Below are 14,341 nucleotides of genomic sequence, written 5' to 3' on the forward strand. Positions count from 1 at the left end.
TGACCTACGAGAACAGCGAAAGTCGAGGGGTCAGGTCCGCATCGAGCAATGCGGCCGTGGCCTGGCCCGTCGTCGAGCCCACCAGCCGCGCCATCTCGACCAGAGCCTGATCAATCGCACCGAGCTCCTCGTGATGGGCATCCGGCATCGCCCTTGCCCCCCTCCGCATTCACGCCGACCGCCGAGACGGATCCGCCGGCATCGCGGCTCTCGGCGAACGTGCGTTGGCCAAGCGATGGCCCGGCCGGTAGAACGTCGGTCTCGGCCGGAGTTGTCAACGTCCGTCCGCTGCACCGGGTCTCTGGACTTGCTGCTCGAAGCCTTCGCAACGGGGACATGATGGGCCCGTTGCATACGACGAGAGGAGATCTTTCATGGCCGTGCCTTCGCTCAGCTTCGAGCAGCGCCGGGCCTCGCTGGAGAAGGCCATCGCCACGCGCAAGGAGCGGTCGGAGGTGAGGGAGGCCCTGAGGCACGGCAGGCTGTCGCTGCACGAGGTTCTGGCCAGCGAGCGTGAAGCCATCCGCAGCATGCCAGTCCGCGCCCTGCTCACGTCTCTCCCCAGCATCGGCCCGGTACGGTCCCGGAAGATCCTCGAGGAGCTGAAGATATCCAGCACCCGCCGCCTTCGCGGCCTGGGCAGTCAGCAGCGCAAACGTCTTCTCCAACGGTTCGCGCCCAAGGGCTGACCGCCAGTGCCCTCGGTCATCAGGGCCCCCATCCGGCACGGAGGAACGCGACCGTCGCGCGTCCTCGACACCGGTCATCCGTCGGTTTTCCACTGAAGGCTCCTGGGAGGTCCGGCTGGGGCCTGGCCGGTGAGGTGGGTGCGGGCGTGCGCGGAAGGCCGCCAGGAGGGGGCGGGGGTCGTGGGTGCGGGTGGCTGTCAACGGACTTCTGGAGCTCCCCGGAGTGGGGAGCTTTGCAGGGTGAGGTCCGGGCGCAGGGCGTGGACGTGACCGACGGCGGCCACGTCCTGTCCGGCAGCGATGAGTTCGACCATGTCTTCGAGGGTCTCGACGAGGGGGCCGTCGGGGACCGGGTGTCCGTCGGGCCTGGGATCGATGCGCCAGAAGGCGATCGCAAGTGGGTCAGCCCACCGTGCCTTCGGCCTGGGTTCGTCGGCGATGTCGTCCAGGGCGATCGTTGCCTTGCCGGCCAGGCGATGGCTCGATGGCACCACCAGCACCCCGGGGTCGTCGTAGAGGGGGTCACTCCCAGGCTGTCGGTCGTGAACGGCAGCCGGGTGACCACGGCGTCCACGCAGTGGCCCAGCAGGACCTGGCGCCTTTCGTGCACGGCCAGGTGCAGGGTTGCCACCGCGGCGTCGGGGTGCTGGTGGCGTAATGCGTGTACGGCCGGGGTGATGATCAGGCCTGACGTGTAGCCGACGGTGATGCCCTCGGGCCGGGCGGCGGCCCGGGGGCGGGCTGTGGCCTGGTCCGCAGAGTGCAGCAGCGCGGTGGCAAGCGGGAGGAAGACCTCGCCCGCCTGTGTGAGGTGGTTGCCGTGCGGCGTACGCTCGAACAGGCAGGTGCCAAGCTGTTGTTCACGGCGGCCGATCTGCCAGCTCAGGGACGGCTGGGTAATGCGCAGCGCCTCGGCGGCACGGCCGAAATGCCGGTATTCGACGGTCGTGAAGCACCACGCCAGGTGCAGTTCGAAAGGCGCCCGAGGCGGCGGGGCGGACATCGTCTCAATGAATTCCCTCTTCCTGATCCCGGTGATGCTCCAAGTACCACTGTGAGCAGGCTGATACGCACAGCGCATCACCCCGCACAAGACATTCAATAGACCTGACATGTCCCGTGACCACACAGTGGAACCACCGGCGGGACGGCATCCGGGCCCGCCCGCCGACAGGCCGGTCCTCCGTTGCACCGTTCAGGCGCACTCAACTGGAAGGAGCCCACCGTGCACACCTGACGAACAAGATCACGGCCGCCCTCGTCGCCACCCTGGCGACTGCCGGGCTGTCGATCGTCCCCGCCGGAATCGCATCGGCAGCGCCCGCCAGTCCGAGCATCAACGTGGCCCCCTGCAACGACAACGGCTTCCTGCAGGTCTAGTGGCATCCGGAGCACGACAGCCCGCGAAGCCATGAGACCTGCTTCGCCAACGCCGGTACCTTCAAGTTTACTTGCAACGGCCCCTGCTGGCTCGACGCGTTCTCGACAGAAAACAATGCCGTGCGATACGAGCCGGACGGCAGCTGGCAGCCCGGCACTCCGGCAGGGAAGAACACCTACTACTCTCTCCCGAACCATCCCGGCGGGGTGGAACTCGACGCCATGAAGATCTTCTGATCCGGTCCGCGGTCTGGCCAGTGGAGACAGCACGACGCCCGCGCCCTCCGGGTTCCCTGGGGCGCGGGCTCCGCCGTGTCCTCACGGCGGCCGGGCTGGTGCGCTACATCCCCGGCCGGAGGCCCGCGTGCCCAACACCACGAACCTCAGCCCCTTCAACGACAAGACGGCAAGTACGTCACCGGTCCCGGCCAGCCGGCCAGGCCGCACACTCCGTTGACCGGGCACACGGTCGGCTGGCTAGCCTAGACATTCGCGGGCCGTGCCCGAGCGATCTGTCAGGCGAAGCATGGGAACTGATCCGGCCGGTCATCGCCCTGGAAATGACCGGGACAATGCCCTTCGCCGAAGGGCACCCAGGGTCGGCTCCTGCCGCTCATCGGCTGCGGCCTTGTCATGGGACCCGGAACCGGCGTGTTGTCCCTATGACGACCGGCACTGGCTGCCGCACAGTAGGACGTGGACGTGGACGAAGACTTGTTCAACCCCCACTGAGGAAAGCAGGCTGGTCGCCGTGCTGTTGCGTCTTCCCACATCGGTGCCCGAAGCACAGGAATGCCTGGCCGAGGGGGCCGTGCCGGTCGGCGGAGCCACACTCGTGTGGGCCACATGGCAGCGCGACGGCTTCCCTCCCCTGGCCATGTCCCTGCGCGAGGTGCCGGAAGCCAACATCCTGAAACGGGACACGGTAGGTGGTGCCGTCGTCCTGCACCGGGTGGACGACCGGGTACCCAAGGTACTGCGCCTGGCGGCCGCCACGGTGGGTACCGGGGCCGTGCGGCGGACAGCCACGGTCGGCGGCAACATCGTCGGCAGCACACTGCGCTGCCTGCTGCCCGCCGCCCTCGTCCTGGACGCCCGGGCGGTGGTGCTGGAGACCGGCGGCACCCGGGAGACGGACCTGGCCGAGGTGGTGACCAAGCGTCCCGTGCTGCTCAGCCTGCGCTGGCGCGAGCCCGTCGCCTGCGCCTACCGCAAACTCGCCAGCGAACCCGGCGGACCGCCGCCCGTCGTGGTCGCCTCGGCCATGCACACCGACGGCAACGGCCACTGCTTGCGGGTCGCCGTCCGCGACGGCTACGAGGTACTCAGCGGCAGCACCCCGTGGGTCACCGACACCGAGGAGGTACTGCACGGGCTGCAGAGCGCCCTTGGCGACCTGCCCGCAGGCGCGTGGGAAGCCGTCCGCTCACAGGTCACCGGCCTGGTGCGCGACCGTAGTGCGGACTGAGCGCCGTCAAAGAGTCAGACTTCGACCGTCGCCGAGACTGGCAGTGGCCCCACCTTGATGCCTTTCGCCTGATGAGCGGCGGGGCCAGCCGAGGCCGATACAAGGAGTGTCCGACTTGGGCGGAGCCGGTGCGAGCCGCCCCAAGCGGGGCCGAGTTCACCGCCCTAGCCAGCGGTAGCTGTAGATGATGCTGGGCAACTACGGTTTCACGGTCAGGCCGACAACAGCAGCAGGCCGAGGGCCAAGGCTCCGAAGGCGGCGGCCGACACTGCGCACAGCATGCCCAGGCATCCGCCTCGGCGACGGCGCCCTTCGCGACCCCATGCGCGTTCCCTGCCTCCGCGTTCCCAGCCGTCATGGTCATGGTGGCGGCCGTCGTGATGGTGCCCTCCCCCGTGGCAGCCGTGGCCGTGGTGTCCACCATCGTGACCGTGCATCGCCCCTCCAGGCATCGGGTGAATACGGCGAGCCTGCCACAGGCAACTCCCCTACGTCGCACGTCAGTCACCTGCAAGAGCGACCACACAACTGGACGACTTCGCCCTACTACGACCAGCGACTCGCCCATCAGCGAAGGAGTGTGGACAGCGACAGACAGCGGGCCAGCCCGCCAGCCACAGCACCAGTCCTCCCGGCCCGGGCCGTCCCCCGGGGACCACATCCCGGCCGTGAATACTACGGGGGCCGTTCCGATGGGTGCGCCGTACGACAGCCGGATCCAGGCGGACACGGGACGGACGGCTGCCCGAGACCGTTCTCCTCGAGATCGGCTGCCCGCCACTGCCAAGGCGCACTCGAGCGACGGGTACCGGGATCCCCGGACACGGCCCAGCCCTCGACGGTGACGGCGAGGACTGGGTACCGAGGCGATGCCGTGGCCGTGATGCTCCTGCGAACATCCGTGAGCCAGCACGATGCCCGCGCCCCTTGAGTTCCGTGAGGGCGCAGGCCCCGCCGTGCGTTCACGGCGGCTGGGCTGGTGCGCTGCATCCCGGCCGGAGGTCCGCGTGTCCAATACCGTGGAGCCTCCCTTTCAACGAAAGAGCGAGAGCTGCGTTACTGGTTCCGGCTGGCCTGCCAGGGCCGCCTGAAGGTTTAACAGCGAGCTGGGCGGTCGGCAGCAAGTGCCCGTGGATCGTTCGGCGTTGCGTCCTGGAGCAAGAATGCTGCCTCACGGAGAGCCGTGTTGTTCACGGGCTCGCAGGGGCCCTTTCCGTTGTGCAGCCGACTGGGGCGGCCGGGGAGGTGTCGCCGGTGTGCAGGTGCCAGCGCACCTCGTGCACTCCCGGTTCACGGGTCAGTTGGACGACTAGCCGTTCCAGTGCGGCGGTGGCGGGGCCGTCCGGGACAAGGGTGACCTGGATGAGCACCTTGGCATTGCCATCCTGTGCGATTGCGTGCCGGCAGTCCAGTCTTGTGCTGGTTCCCGCGAACGCACACAGGCGCAGGGACCGCACCTTGCCCACCATGTGAGAGTCGCACACGGCTTGCAGTGTGCAATGCACCGGCACTGGACGTGCAAGGGTCTTGGGCCGCCGGAGGTGCGGACGGGGCAGAAGGCTCATAGGGGCCATCTCCTTTCCCGGTCGGATAAGTTGGGCATCGACGGCTTCTTGTTGATGGAGAAGAACGCGTGAACAGGCGGGGCCGAGGAGGAGACCGGGCTGCCCTGCGTGAGGTTCTACGGCTCCACGGCCCCGGTGATCAGGCCGTACGGGGCGCACAGCGTGGGCTGGCGCGGTGGATCCCGCCGGCGGTCTTCGGCTGCCACCGGGGCTGTGACAGCCGTACGCGGCGTCAAAGTGTGATGGTCTTGCTGCGGCTGCGGGTTTGCCGGACATGGCGCGTACCGGCCGGGACTGATGCAGTCCCCCCGGCCTGGGACAACAACGGCGGAGAGCTGACCTGCGCGTATCAGGGGTAAAGGGCTGCAGCTCAATCACTTGCTTTCTTGGTACCGGGAGGGTGCGTGATTCCTGCCGTGCTCGCGAGGCGGTGGAGATCGTCGAGGGTGGCAAGGCGGATATCGGCGGGAGGGATGATGTATCCGGCTGCGTCGAGGAGTTGGCGGATGTCGCGGATACGCCGGTTGATGGTTGCCGGAGCGACGGTGAAGAGCCGGGCGATGACGGTCTGCGGGAGCCCGAGCCGGTAGTGGAGCAGGGCGGCCAGGAGCCGGTCGGCGAGGGTGAGGACGGGGCGGCGGCCGGCGCGGCCGTCGCCCTTGATCCGCGGGCGGTGGCCGCGCCGCTGGTCCAGGTGCGCTTCCCGCTGATCGTGGTGGAGGGCGGTGAGTGTGGTGATCAGCCTGTGCCACTCCTCGGCCGGCATTCCTGTCAGGGGCGGGTGGCAGAGCCAGGCAAGGTCAGGGCTGGGCCATGCGAAGGGGTCCGCAGCGTCACCGCCCCGGGCGTGGGGCCCGGGGTGCAGGCCGTGGTGCCAGTCGCCGGGGCAGTCGTGGCAGTCCAGGGGCTGGGCATCCGTCTGCCGGTCGCAGATGTGGCCTCTGCCCTCGCAGGCGGCGGTGCCGGGTTCGGAACCAGGCGCCGCTCCGGTGCGGGTAGCGGTCGCGGCGATGCTGGTCACGATGACTTCGTGGCCAGCCGCCGGCCCACCCCTCCAGTTTGTCGTGTCGCGGGAGAACAGCTGGTGCTCGTTGCTGTTCCATTTCGATATGCCGGGTATGCCGGGAGGAAAATGACACACGGTGATCTCCAGGCTCGTCTCCAAGGCCAGGGCGGCGGGTCTCTCGGCTTTCCGGGCGTGTGGGCGGTAGCCGTAGGAGCCGTTTCGACTTGCGGTGGCCGGCAGACGGCGCGAGCGCGGACAGGCGCTCGGTCCGGCCGCCTGCCACCAGCGACGCAGAGCCCGGACCGCGGAACCGGCCATCTCACGGTCCGTGTCGGCGCTGTCCGCCGCACGATCGTTGATCCTGTACGGGATGACCCTGCCAAGACCGGCGCCGCAAACGCCGTGGGCGCGCGCTTGGACCGGCTTCCTGGTGCAGTGCCGTTCCCGGCCGGTGCTCTTGCAGTTGTCGACCGGTTCCTTCCTCCTGACCTCCACGCTGACTGCCCGGCTCCCGCCGTATCCGGTCGGCCGTGCCCCGGTCCCGGGCAGCTCGCGCCGCTGCTGCTCGTCCAGATGCGGGAGAACGGATACGAACGTCGCTGCCAGCACGGCCTGTTGATTCTGTGACACGCGTATACCACCACCTCAGAAATCAGTAGAGGTCCGGGTGGACCAGACACGGCTGATACCGCTGGACAATGGCGCCGGTCTTCGAGGCCGGGCAGGGCCGATGTCAGGCTGCGCGCCAAAAGCGGGAAGCTACGGTTTGTTGCGCTGAAGGCCATGGCTCCCGGCCACTCGTGCAATCGGCAGGCCCACGATGTTTGCGGGCCCGTCGCATTCCTGCAATCGAACAAATCATTCGTACGGTTGCGCGAGTTGCCGCTTCGCGCCGTGTGGCGCAAAAGACGCGCTCCATGAGACCACCGTTTACTGCCGGTGCGGAGGTTGCCGGTGTAGGCTGCGCGGCCCTGCAGCCGACGGCGCCCGCAAAGGAAGGGACCGCCCTGTCCAGGGTCCGTTCGTTGAATACGGAATGGTGTCCTGCCGTTTCGCCGCACCACGACGGTGGCAGGCCGTCGCTGTGACCCGCCGGGTTGTGATGAGGCATCGGCAGGGGTGAGTTGGTACCCGGTATCTGCATGCCTGCGTTACGGCAGCAAGCAGGACCCGGCCGGTCCCGGAATGTACTGGCAGGTAGCCCCGGCAACCCGGTCATACCGGTGTGCGGGAGGCGCTACGATCCCATCCGCTGGCAGTACAGCACCGCCTGCCTCGCAGCCTTCAGGGCCCAGAGGGGGTGTTGTTGTGCCTGTATCCCACCGTCCATCCCCCCGGAATCCGGAGGGGTACGGGCCACGCCGGAGGGTGGGCCGGGAATTGTGATCACCCCGGCCCACACCCACTCCGCCGGGCGGCCATGACCGTCACCGGTTTCTGCCCGCCGTACGCGGCCAGGCCCGCGGACCGGCTGGCCTGCAAGTCTGGACGCGGAGAGTCCGAGGTGATCGGCGTGGCAGTCCCAAAATGGTGGAATCGCGGGTCGGCGCGGTATCGGCTGGCCGTAGTGATGGCGGCTGCGGGGGTGCTGGCGGGCTGTGGACTGTCGTCGGCGCCCTCCGGTGCCCAGACCGGTGATCCGGTGTCGATGCTGCCGACCCCCGACTCGCAGAACGGCGACGGGGGCATGCCGGACTTCTATACCCGGCCGCCGGCAAACCATGATCTGCTGCGCAGGCCCGGGCGGATGATCCGCGTCGAGCCGCTGCCTGCGGAGTTCTCCCTGGCCGGCGCGGGGCGGGCGGACCGTATCCTCTACTCCTCGACCAACGGGCTCGACGGGAAAACACCGGTCATGGTGTCCGGCGCTGTCTTCCTCCCCAAGGGCACCAAGCCCGTCGGCGGATGGCCGGTGCTCGCGTGGGCGCACGGCACGGTGGGTGTCGCCGACGTCTGTGCCCCATCAGCAAATAAGCGGTCGGAACGCGACGCCGCCTATCTCGATCACTGGCTGGACCAGGGGTACGCCGTCGTCGCCACGGACTACCAGGGCCTGGGCACACCGGGCGGGCACCCCTACCGCGCCGTGCGTCCGGGCGCATATTCGGTGCTCGACTCGGTCCGCGCGGCCGAGTCGGCCGACTACGGCCTGGCGAAGAAGACCGCACTGGTGGGGCAGAGCCAGGGCGGGGCCGTCGTGTTCGAGGCCGCGGCCGCGGCAGCGTCCTACGCACCCGACGTCGACCTGAAGGGCACCGTGGCCACCGGACCCAACTACGTCACGCCGAAAACGCCCAAGAAACTCGACGCGAACCGCGTCGACCCGGAGCTGCTCGCCTACGAGTTCTTTGGCCTGCACCTGATCGCCCAGGTCGACCCGGCGTTCAAACCCGAGGATGTGGTGACCGACCGCGCCAAGCCAGTGCTCGGCCTCACGCGCACACGGTGCCTGGGCGACGTGGCGGCCCGCATCAAGCACGACCGGCTCACCCCCGCCGCCGCCTTCACCCTCGACCCGAAGGACATCCTTGCCCGCGAAGACGTGCCGCCGCGGTTCTTCACCAGCCTCAAGGTCGCCAAGCCCCTGTTCATGGGCACCGGCGGCAAGGACATGGACTCACCCACCGACCGACAGGTCCAGCTGTTCCACGACGCCTGCGCAGCCGGTTCGGTGATCGAACAGCACCTCTATCCGGAACTCGACCACAACGCCACGGTCATCGCTTCCCTGGCGGATTCCACCCCGTTCCTGCGGAAGGTGTTCGCCGGCGAACCCGTAGCAGGCAACTGTCCGAAGAGCTAGGCGTATTGCCCTGCATCCTCCTTCGTCCAGCTGAAACATGTTTGCCCAGGTTCCAGGATGCGCTGCCGGCGGTATTTTGACAGCGGGCCGCCCGCCCCCAGGTCGAGTGGGGGCGGGCGACACTGATGTGGATGGGTCAGGCGGTTGACCTGCTGGGCGTGGTGCGAGTGCTACCGCTGGTGTCCGTGCGACGCGTGGCCCTCGTGCCCGTGGGGTCCGTGGCCTCCGTGCCCGTGCGACGGCTGGCCTCCGTGCCCGTGGGGTGCGTGGTTCCCGTGCCCGTGCGACGGCTGGCCCCGGTGGCCGTGGTCGTGACCGTGCGGCGCGTGGCCCCGGTGCTCGTGCCGCCCCGGACGCCCGTGGCCCTGCCCGGGCGCCCACGGCGTGCAGACGGTGGCCGTGGCAGTGGCCTGCTCGGTCTCGGAGGAGCCCTGGTTGGTGAAGTTCACCGTGACCTGGATGCGGTCGCCGCTGGTCCAGCTTCCGCCGCTCGGCGCGATGTTGATGCTGTACGGCTGGGAGGTTCCGGGGCAGGTGGAGGCGTTTTCAGACTGTGAGGCCTGTCCGGAGACGTTCTTGCCGTCGGAGGCCTGGACAGCCACGGTCGGGGACGAGTTGGAGGCGGGCGCCAGCGCGCAGGTATAGGTCCCGGTCACCGTGATCGTTCCGTCGCTGTTGAGTGCGGCGGAGCTGTTGACGGTGGTGGCGGCAGGCGTCTGGGCATTGGCCGGTGCGGTGAATCCCACCAGGAGCCCGGAGGCCGCCAACGGGACTATCGCAGCCATACGCAGGGATGAACGCATGATGTTTTCCTTTCGGATGAGGTCGTGCCGGAGGTGGAACGAAGCCGGCTGGAACTCCCGCGATCCCCACAGCCAGAACAACGGTGACGACGAGGCCGTACGGCGGGAGAAGGGGCCTGTGCGCAACAGGCGTATCTCCGGGAGCATTGGGAGGCCAGCAGGTCCACGATGCTTGCGGGCCCATCACCGTTCCCACAATCGAACAACTGCATCGCACGGTTGCGTGGAATTCGTTTCGCGCCGTGTGGCATAAAGGATGCGCTCTTCGTGGGGTGCAATCCCTTGGCCGGGGCAGGAAATTGTGGTATCGGCTGGCCCTCGGCACGGCACAGGAACCTGGCTCCGATCGGCGTGCGGAAGCGCCTGAGCGCGGCTGAAACGATCCTGCCTTTCTCGTTTGCGATACACCGTCCCGGGCGGTCCGGGCACTCTCATGCCGCGACCCAATGGGCCACGCCGGGCTACGAGTCGGACTTGTGCGGCCATCGGCATCGTCCCATCACGCTGCCCACTGCTGGCCGTTGGCCGATCACAGGGAATCCACAACTTCGCTCATTTCATGGCGAGTTCTTGGGATCGCGTTCACTTGCGCGTCGGCGCAAGTGAGGTAGCGTCCGCAGTGGCTGAAATAAGGCACCTCGTTCGGTGAGGCGTCTGTGCGGATATAGGCCACTGACCCGACGACGTCGAGAGACGCCCAGGATCAGGACAGGTCTCCTCGGCTTAAGGGGTGACCCCAAGTGGCTTCCCGCCTGTCGGGTGGGGATACGCCGTGCAGTGCCGAAGCTCTTACGTGGAGGGTGCCGTCCAGGGAAGGCCGGCTTGCCCCGTGCCCCGGGGTGGTCGGCGGGTGCTGGATTGGGGGTGGTCAGGATGAGTCCTGACGGTGATAGGTGGTGTCGCTCTCGTTCCGGGCGAACTACGGTGCTCTTCTGAGCCCGCTTATCGCGTGCAACGCACGTGCACATGGCGTGAATTCGGCATTCCGATAGGCATCGGCTTATCCGTGCTCCGGTCCGGGCTGTCGTCCGCTGTGTCGTCATGCGCTTTTTGCCTGCCTTCATACGGCGGTATTTCGCCTTGTCTTCATACGGGCCTGCCCGAGTGCGCCCGTTCGCAGTTCTGGGAGGTAGTGACATGTACTACGACACCGTGCGTCCGGACCCGGGGCCGGACCCTGGAAGGGAGCAGAGTGCCGCCCCGGGCGGTACGGCTGTCCTGGACAGTGCCCACACCGGGGACATCGTCGGTGCGCTGGGTACGATCGGCCGGCATGACAGCGGGCATCGGGGTTCGTGGGGGCAACGGCTGCGGACCCTGCTGGTGATCATGGGGCCGGGGCTGATCGTGATGGTCGGCGACAACGATGCGGGCGGCGTGGCGACGTACGCCCAGGCCGGCCAGAACTACGGCATGAAGCTGATGTGGACGTTGGCCCTGCTGATTCCGGTGCTCTACGTCAATCAGGAGATGGTGGTCCGGCTCGGAGCGGTTTCCGGGGTCGGGCACGCGCGGCTGATCTTCGAGCGGTTCGGGAAGTTCTGGGGCGCGTTCAGCGTCGGTGACTTGTTCCTGGTCAACGCGCTGACGATCGTGACGGAGTTCATCGGAGTCTCACAGGCACTCGGCTACTTCGGGATACCCGGCTACGTCGCGGTGCCCATCGCAGCGGTGCTGCTGTTCGCCGCGGTGGCCGGCGGGTCTTTCCGGCGCTGGGAGAGGTTCCTGTTCCTGCTCATCGCGGTGAACGTGGTGATGTTCCCCATGGCGCTCATGGCCCACCCCAGGCTGGGAACGACCGCGCAGGGGCTGCTCCCGCAGTTCCCCGGCGGGCTCGACTCGACGCTGCTGCTGGTGATCGTCGCCATCGTCGGTACGACGGTGGCCCCGTGGCAGTTGTTCTTCCAGCAGTCCAACGTGGTCGACAAGCGGATCACCCCGCGCTGGATCCGTTACGAGCGCGCCGACCTGTGGATCGGCATCGCGGTCGTGATGGCCGGGGCGGTGGCGATCATGGCGACGTCGGCCTTCGTGTTCAGCGGCACGGACCTGGCAGGACAGTTCAGCGACGCCGCAGGTGTGGCGGACGGGCTGCGCAAGCACGGCGGATCGGCCCTGGGGGCGCTGTTCGCGATCCTGCTGCTGGACGCTTCCCTCATCGGCGCCAACGCCGTGGGACTTGCGACCACTTACTCCCTCGGGGACACCTTCAAGAGGCGGCACTCGCTGCACTGGAAGATCTCCGAGGCACCGCTGTTCTACGTCGGCTACGCGTTCCTGATCGGCATCGCCGCCACGATCACCCTCGTCTCCGATGACCACGTCCAGGGCCTGATCACCCAGGGAGTGCAGGCCCTGGCAGGCGTGCTGCTCCCTTCGGCGACCGTCTTCCTCGTCCTGCTGTGCAACGACCGTCCGGTGCTGGGCCCCTGGGTGAACAGCGTCCGGCAGAACATCGTGGCCGGCGTCATCGTCTGGTGTCTGGTGCTGCTTTCGCTGGCACTGACGGCGGCCACATTCTTCCCGAACCTGACCACGGCGCAGTTGGAGACCGGCTTCGCCGTCGGCGCGGGCCTCGGCCTCGTCGGCGGAGCCTCGGTGACGTTGCGCTCACGGCATGAATCCCGGATCGCTGCGGCAGAGGCGGCCGCACGGCTCCGCGCAGCGGCCCGGGAGGGGGCGGTTGCACCCGCGCCTCTGGACAAGGACGGTCTCAGGGCCCTGCTGGAGGCCGACCGGTTGGTCTGGCGTACGCCCGCGCTGTCCTCCCTGAAGCGGCCGAAGTTCTCACCGCTGCGCAAGGCGGGACTGATCACCCTGCGCGGCTACCTGGTGGTGGCGGTCGTGCTCGTCATTGTCAGGATCTTCCAGCTGGCCACGGGGAACTGACAGTCCCGTAGGGCGCTCGGGCTCGGCCGTGAACCACCCTCGTTGCCCTTGTGCACCGCTTGACGACGGGTGGAGGCCCCTGGCGGCTTGCCGCAGGGGCCTCGATCGGAGTTACTGCCGGGCAGCTGCTCCTGCCATCGCCGGGGCACCGAGATCCAGTGCCGTGTGCAGGGTGCGTACTGCGTCCTCGAGTTGGTCCTGGCGGCAGAGGATCCTGGCCCCGGGGCGGAGCCGGGTGACCGCCTCGATGGCGATCCCGGCTGCCGCGAGGGCGGAGCAGCATCGGTTCACCGGGGCGTGGCCGATGACGGAGATTCTGCCGAGGTGTTCCTCGTCGCTGGCTGCTGCCGGCAGGTCCGGTGCCGTCTTGTGGATGGCGGTGAGGAGTATCTGGGCTTGGTCGGTGCTGGCGACGAAGGACATCTCCCATGTGCCATCGCCTGATTGGTGCAGGCCGGCGTCGGCCTGGAGGCCGGCGCTTTCGGCGGTGCTCAGGATGCGGTCGGCGAGGAGCAGGCGGTCGGCGAGGGTGTCGGGGGCTGCGACGGTGATGCGGGATGCTCTCTGGTGGGTGATGCCGATGATCGTGCCGGCCGGTTCGCCGGGTCGGGCCGGTTCGTCGCAGAGCAGGGTGCCCTCGCTCGTGCCGTGTGAGGGGCGCACCCGCACGGGCACCCGGTGGGCCTGGGCGTAGGCGACGGAGGTGGTGGCCAGGACCTGGGCGCCGCCGGCGGCGAGTTGGCGCATGGCGTCGTAGCCGATGCGGTCGAGCAGGCGGGCTTCGGGGACGATGCGCGGGTCGGCGGTGTAGACGCCGTCGACGTCGGTGCAGATCTCGCACAGTTCGGCGTTCAGGGCTGCGGCGAGGGCGACGGCTGTGGTGTCGGAGCCGCCCCGGCCGAGGGTGGTGACCTCCAGGGTGTCGGCGGCGCGGCCCTGGAAGCCGGCCACGACCGGTACGCATCCGGCATCCAGGGTCTCGCGAATCCGGTCGGGTGTGACGTCGGTGATGTGCGCGCGGCCGTGGTCGGCGGTGGTGACGATGCCTGCCTGTGCCCCGGTGAGTGCGCGGGCGGGGACGCCCAGCGAGTGCAGGGCCATGGCGAGGAGGGAGCTGGAGATGCGCTCGCCCGCGCTGAGCAGCAGGTCGGTCTCCCGGGGCGGGAACGGGGGGACGGCGACCCGGTCGGCGAGGGTAAGGAGTTCGTCGGTGGATGCGCCCATGGCGGAGACCACGACCACGACGTCCTGGCCGTCCTTGCGGGTGGTGGCGATACGTTCGGCCACACGTCTGATGCGGTCGGGGTCCGCTACGGAACTCCCGCCGTACTTCTGGACGATGAGGGTCACGGCGTCACCTCTTCTCAGTGCTGCCGGCGGCCGTCCCGTGTCCGGCGGTGTGGTCGAGTGGCGCGCTGGACTTCTCGATGGCGTCGATGAGGATGGTGCAGGCGGTGTCCGCCACGTCTTCGGTGACGTTGAGCGGGGGCAGCATGCGCACGACGCAGTCGTCCCGGCCGCCGAGTTCGACGATGAGGCCGTTGTGCAGGGCGTGCCGCTGGACGACGGTGGCGAGGTCGGTGGCCGGGGTGCCGTTGTGCGGGACGGCCAGTTCGATGCCCCACATCAGGCCCAGGCCGCGGACCTCGCGCACCCAGGGGTTGTCGTCCAGCTCGCCGAGGCGGCGCTCGATCTGCGCGCCGCGGGCATGGACGTTGGCGAGGACGTTGTCTTCCCG

11 protein-coding genes, 3 pseudogenes and 1 riboswitch are annotated in these 14,341 nt (G+C 68.5%); of the genes and pseudogenes, 6 read left to right on the forward strand and 8 right to left on the reverse strand.

The features are described 5' to 3' along the window. Nucleotides 1-31: 31 nt before the first annotated feature. Nucleotides 32-148: pseudogene (locus ACLHRZ_RS35120) on the reverse strand (phosphate signaling complex protein PhoU); the annotation flags it as partial. Nucleotides 149-374: 226 nt separating this feature from the next. Here ACLHRZ_RS35120 and mihF point away from each other — a divergent pair. Next, entirely contained in the window at nt 375-689 is a 315-nt protein-coding gene (mihF, locus tag ACLHRZ_RS35125) for an integration host factor, actinobacterial type (protein ID WP_490422681.1), read from the forward strand. 197 nt (nt 690-886) lie between these two features. On the opposite strand, the gene ACLHRZ_RS35130 is transcribed toward mihF, so the two are convergent. Both ACLHRZ_RS35130 and ACLHRZ_RS35135 read right to left on the reverse strand, forming a co-directional pair. Further along, entirely contained in the window at nt 887-1,180 is a 294-nt protein-coding gene (locus tag ACLHRZ_RS35130) for a hypothetical protein (protein ID WP_490422691.1), read from the reverse strand. Nucleotides 1,181-1,542: 362 nt separating this feature from the next. After that, nucleotides 1,543-1,803 (reverse strand): annotated as a pseudogene (locus tag ACLHRZ_RS35135) (helix-turn-helix domain-containing protein); the annotation flags it as partial. A 5-nt stretch (nt 1,804-1,808) separates the two neighbouring features. On the opposite strand from ACLHRZ_RS35135, the gene ACLHRZ_RS35140 reads away from it, so the two are divergent. The 3 genes and pseudogenes from ACLHRZ_RS35140 to ACLHRZ_RS35150 all read left to right on the forward strand — a co-directional run bounded on the left by ACLHRZ_RS35140 (nt 1,809) and on the right by ACLHRZ_RS35150 (nt 3,537). After that, entirely contained in the window at nt 1,809-2,069 is a 261-nt protein-coding gene (locus ACLHRZ_RS35140; RefSeq protein WP_490422682.1) for a hypothetical protein, read from the forward strand. Nucleotides 2,070-2,108: 39 nt separating this feature from the next. After that, nucleotides 2,109-2,189, forward strand: a pseudogene (locus tag ACLHRZ_RS35145) (hypothetical protein); the annotation flags it as partial. Nucleotides 2,190-2,820: 631 nt separating this feature from the next. Beyond that, nucleotides 2,821-3,537 (forward strand): FAD binding domain-containing protein, encoded by a 717-nt coding sequence (locus ACLHRZ_RS35150; RefSeq protein WP_490422683.1) that lies wholly within the window; start codon nt 2,821-2,823, stop codon nt 3,535-3,537. 1,190 nt (nt 3,538-4,727) lie between these two features. On the opposite strand, the gene ACLHRZ_RS35155 is transcribed toward ACLHRZ_RS35150, so the two are convergent. After that, complete coding sequence (locus tag ACLHRZ_RS35155) at nt 4,728-5,021, reverse strand: hypothetical protein (protein WP_490422684.1); 294 nt, start codon at nt 5,019-5,021, stop codon at nt 4,728-4,730. A gap of 451 nt (nt 5,022-5,472) precedes the next feature. Then, nucleotides 5,473-6,738: an ISAzo13-like element transposase-related protein gene (locus ACLHRZ_RS35160; RefSeq protein WP_490422685.1), complete on the reverse strand. Its 1,266-nt coding sequence runs from the start codon at nt 6,736-6,738 to the stop codon at nt 5,473-5,475. Between the two features lie 883 nt (nt 6,739-7,621). Between ACLHRZ_RS35160 and ACLHRZ_RS35165 the strand changes: the two genes are divergently transcribed. Continuing rightward, nucleotides 7,622-8,911 carry a lipase family protein gene (locus ACLHRZ_RS35165; RefSeq protein ID WP_490422686.1) on the forward strand — a complete coding sequence of 430 codons (1,290 nt, stop codon included), beginning with the start codon at nt 7,622-7,624 and terminating at the stop codon, nt 8,909-8,911. 170 nt (nt 8,912-9,081) lie between these two features. Here the strand turns inward: ACLHRZ_RS35165 and ACLHRZ_RS35170 are convergent, their stop codons facing one another. Then, nucleotides 9,082-9,696 (reverse strand): hypothetical protein, encoded by a 615-nt coding sequence (locus tag ACLHRZ_RS35170; protein ID WP_490422687.1) that lies wholly within the window; start codon nt 9,694-9,696, stop codon nt 9,082-9,084. Between the two features lie 648 nt (nt 9,697-10,344). Next, nucleotides 10,345-10,521, forward strand: a riboswitch (M-box (ykoK) riboswitch). A gap of 330 nt (nt 10,522-10,851) precedes the next feature. On the opposite strand from ACLHRZ_RS35170, the gene ACLHRZ_RS35175 reads away from it, so the two are divergent. Next, nucleotides 10,852-12,603: an NRAMP family divalent metal transporter gene (locus ACLHRZ_RS35175; protein ID WP_490422688.1), complete on the forward strand. Its 1,752-nt coding sequence runs from the start codon at nt 10,852-10,854 to the stop codon at nt 12,601-12,603. 111 nt (nt 12,604-12,714) lie between these two features. Here the strand turns inward: ACLHRZ_RS35175 and ACLHRZ_RS35180 are convergent, their stop codons facing one another. Both ACLHRZ_RS35180 and ACLHRZ_RS35185 read right to left on the reverse strand, forming a co-directional pair. Then, nucleotides 12,715-13,953 (reverse strand): aspartate kinase, encoded by a 1,239-nt coding sequence (locus ACLHRZ_RS35180; protein ID WP_490422689.1) that lies wholly within the window; start codon nt 13,951-13,953, stop codon nt 12,715-12,717. A gap of 4 nt (nt 13,954-13,957) precedes the next feature. Beyond that, a partial coding sequence (locus tag ACLHRZ_RS35185; RefSeq protein WP_490422690.1) for an aminotransferase class III-fold pyridoxal phosphate-dependent enzyme occupies nt 13,958-14,341 on the reverse strand: 384 nt, incomplete at its 5' end.

It is taken from the genome of Streptomyces sp. AM25 (genome assembly GCF_058146165.1).

Bases quoted from the DNA above. Each gene is read 5' to 3' on its own strand.
- ACLHRZ_RS35170 (WP_490422687.1), bottom strand. From the start codon at position 9,696: ATGGCTGCGATAGTCCCGTTGGCGGCCTCCGGGCTCCTGGTGGGATTC.
- ACLHRZ_RS35175 (WP_490422688.1), top strand. From the start codon at position 10,852: ATGTACTACGACACCGTGCGTCCGGACCCGGGGCCGGACCCTGGAAGG.
- mihF (WP_490422681.1), top strand. From the start codon at position 375: ATGGCCGTGCCTTCGCTCAGCTTCGAGCAGCGCCGGGCCTCGCTGGAG.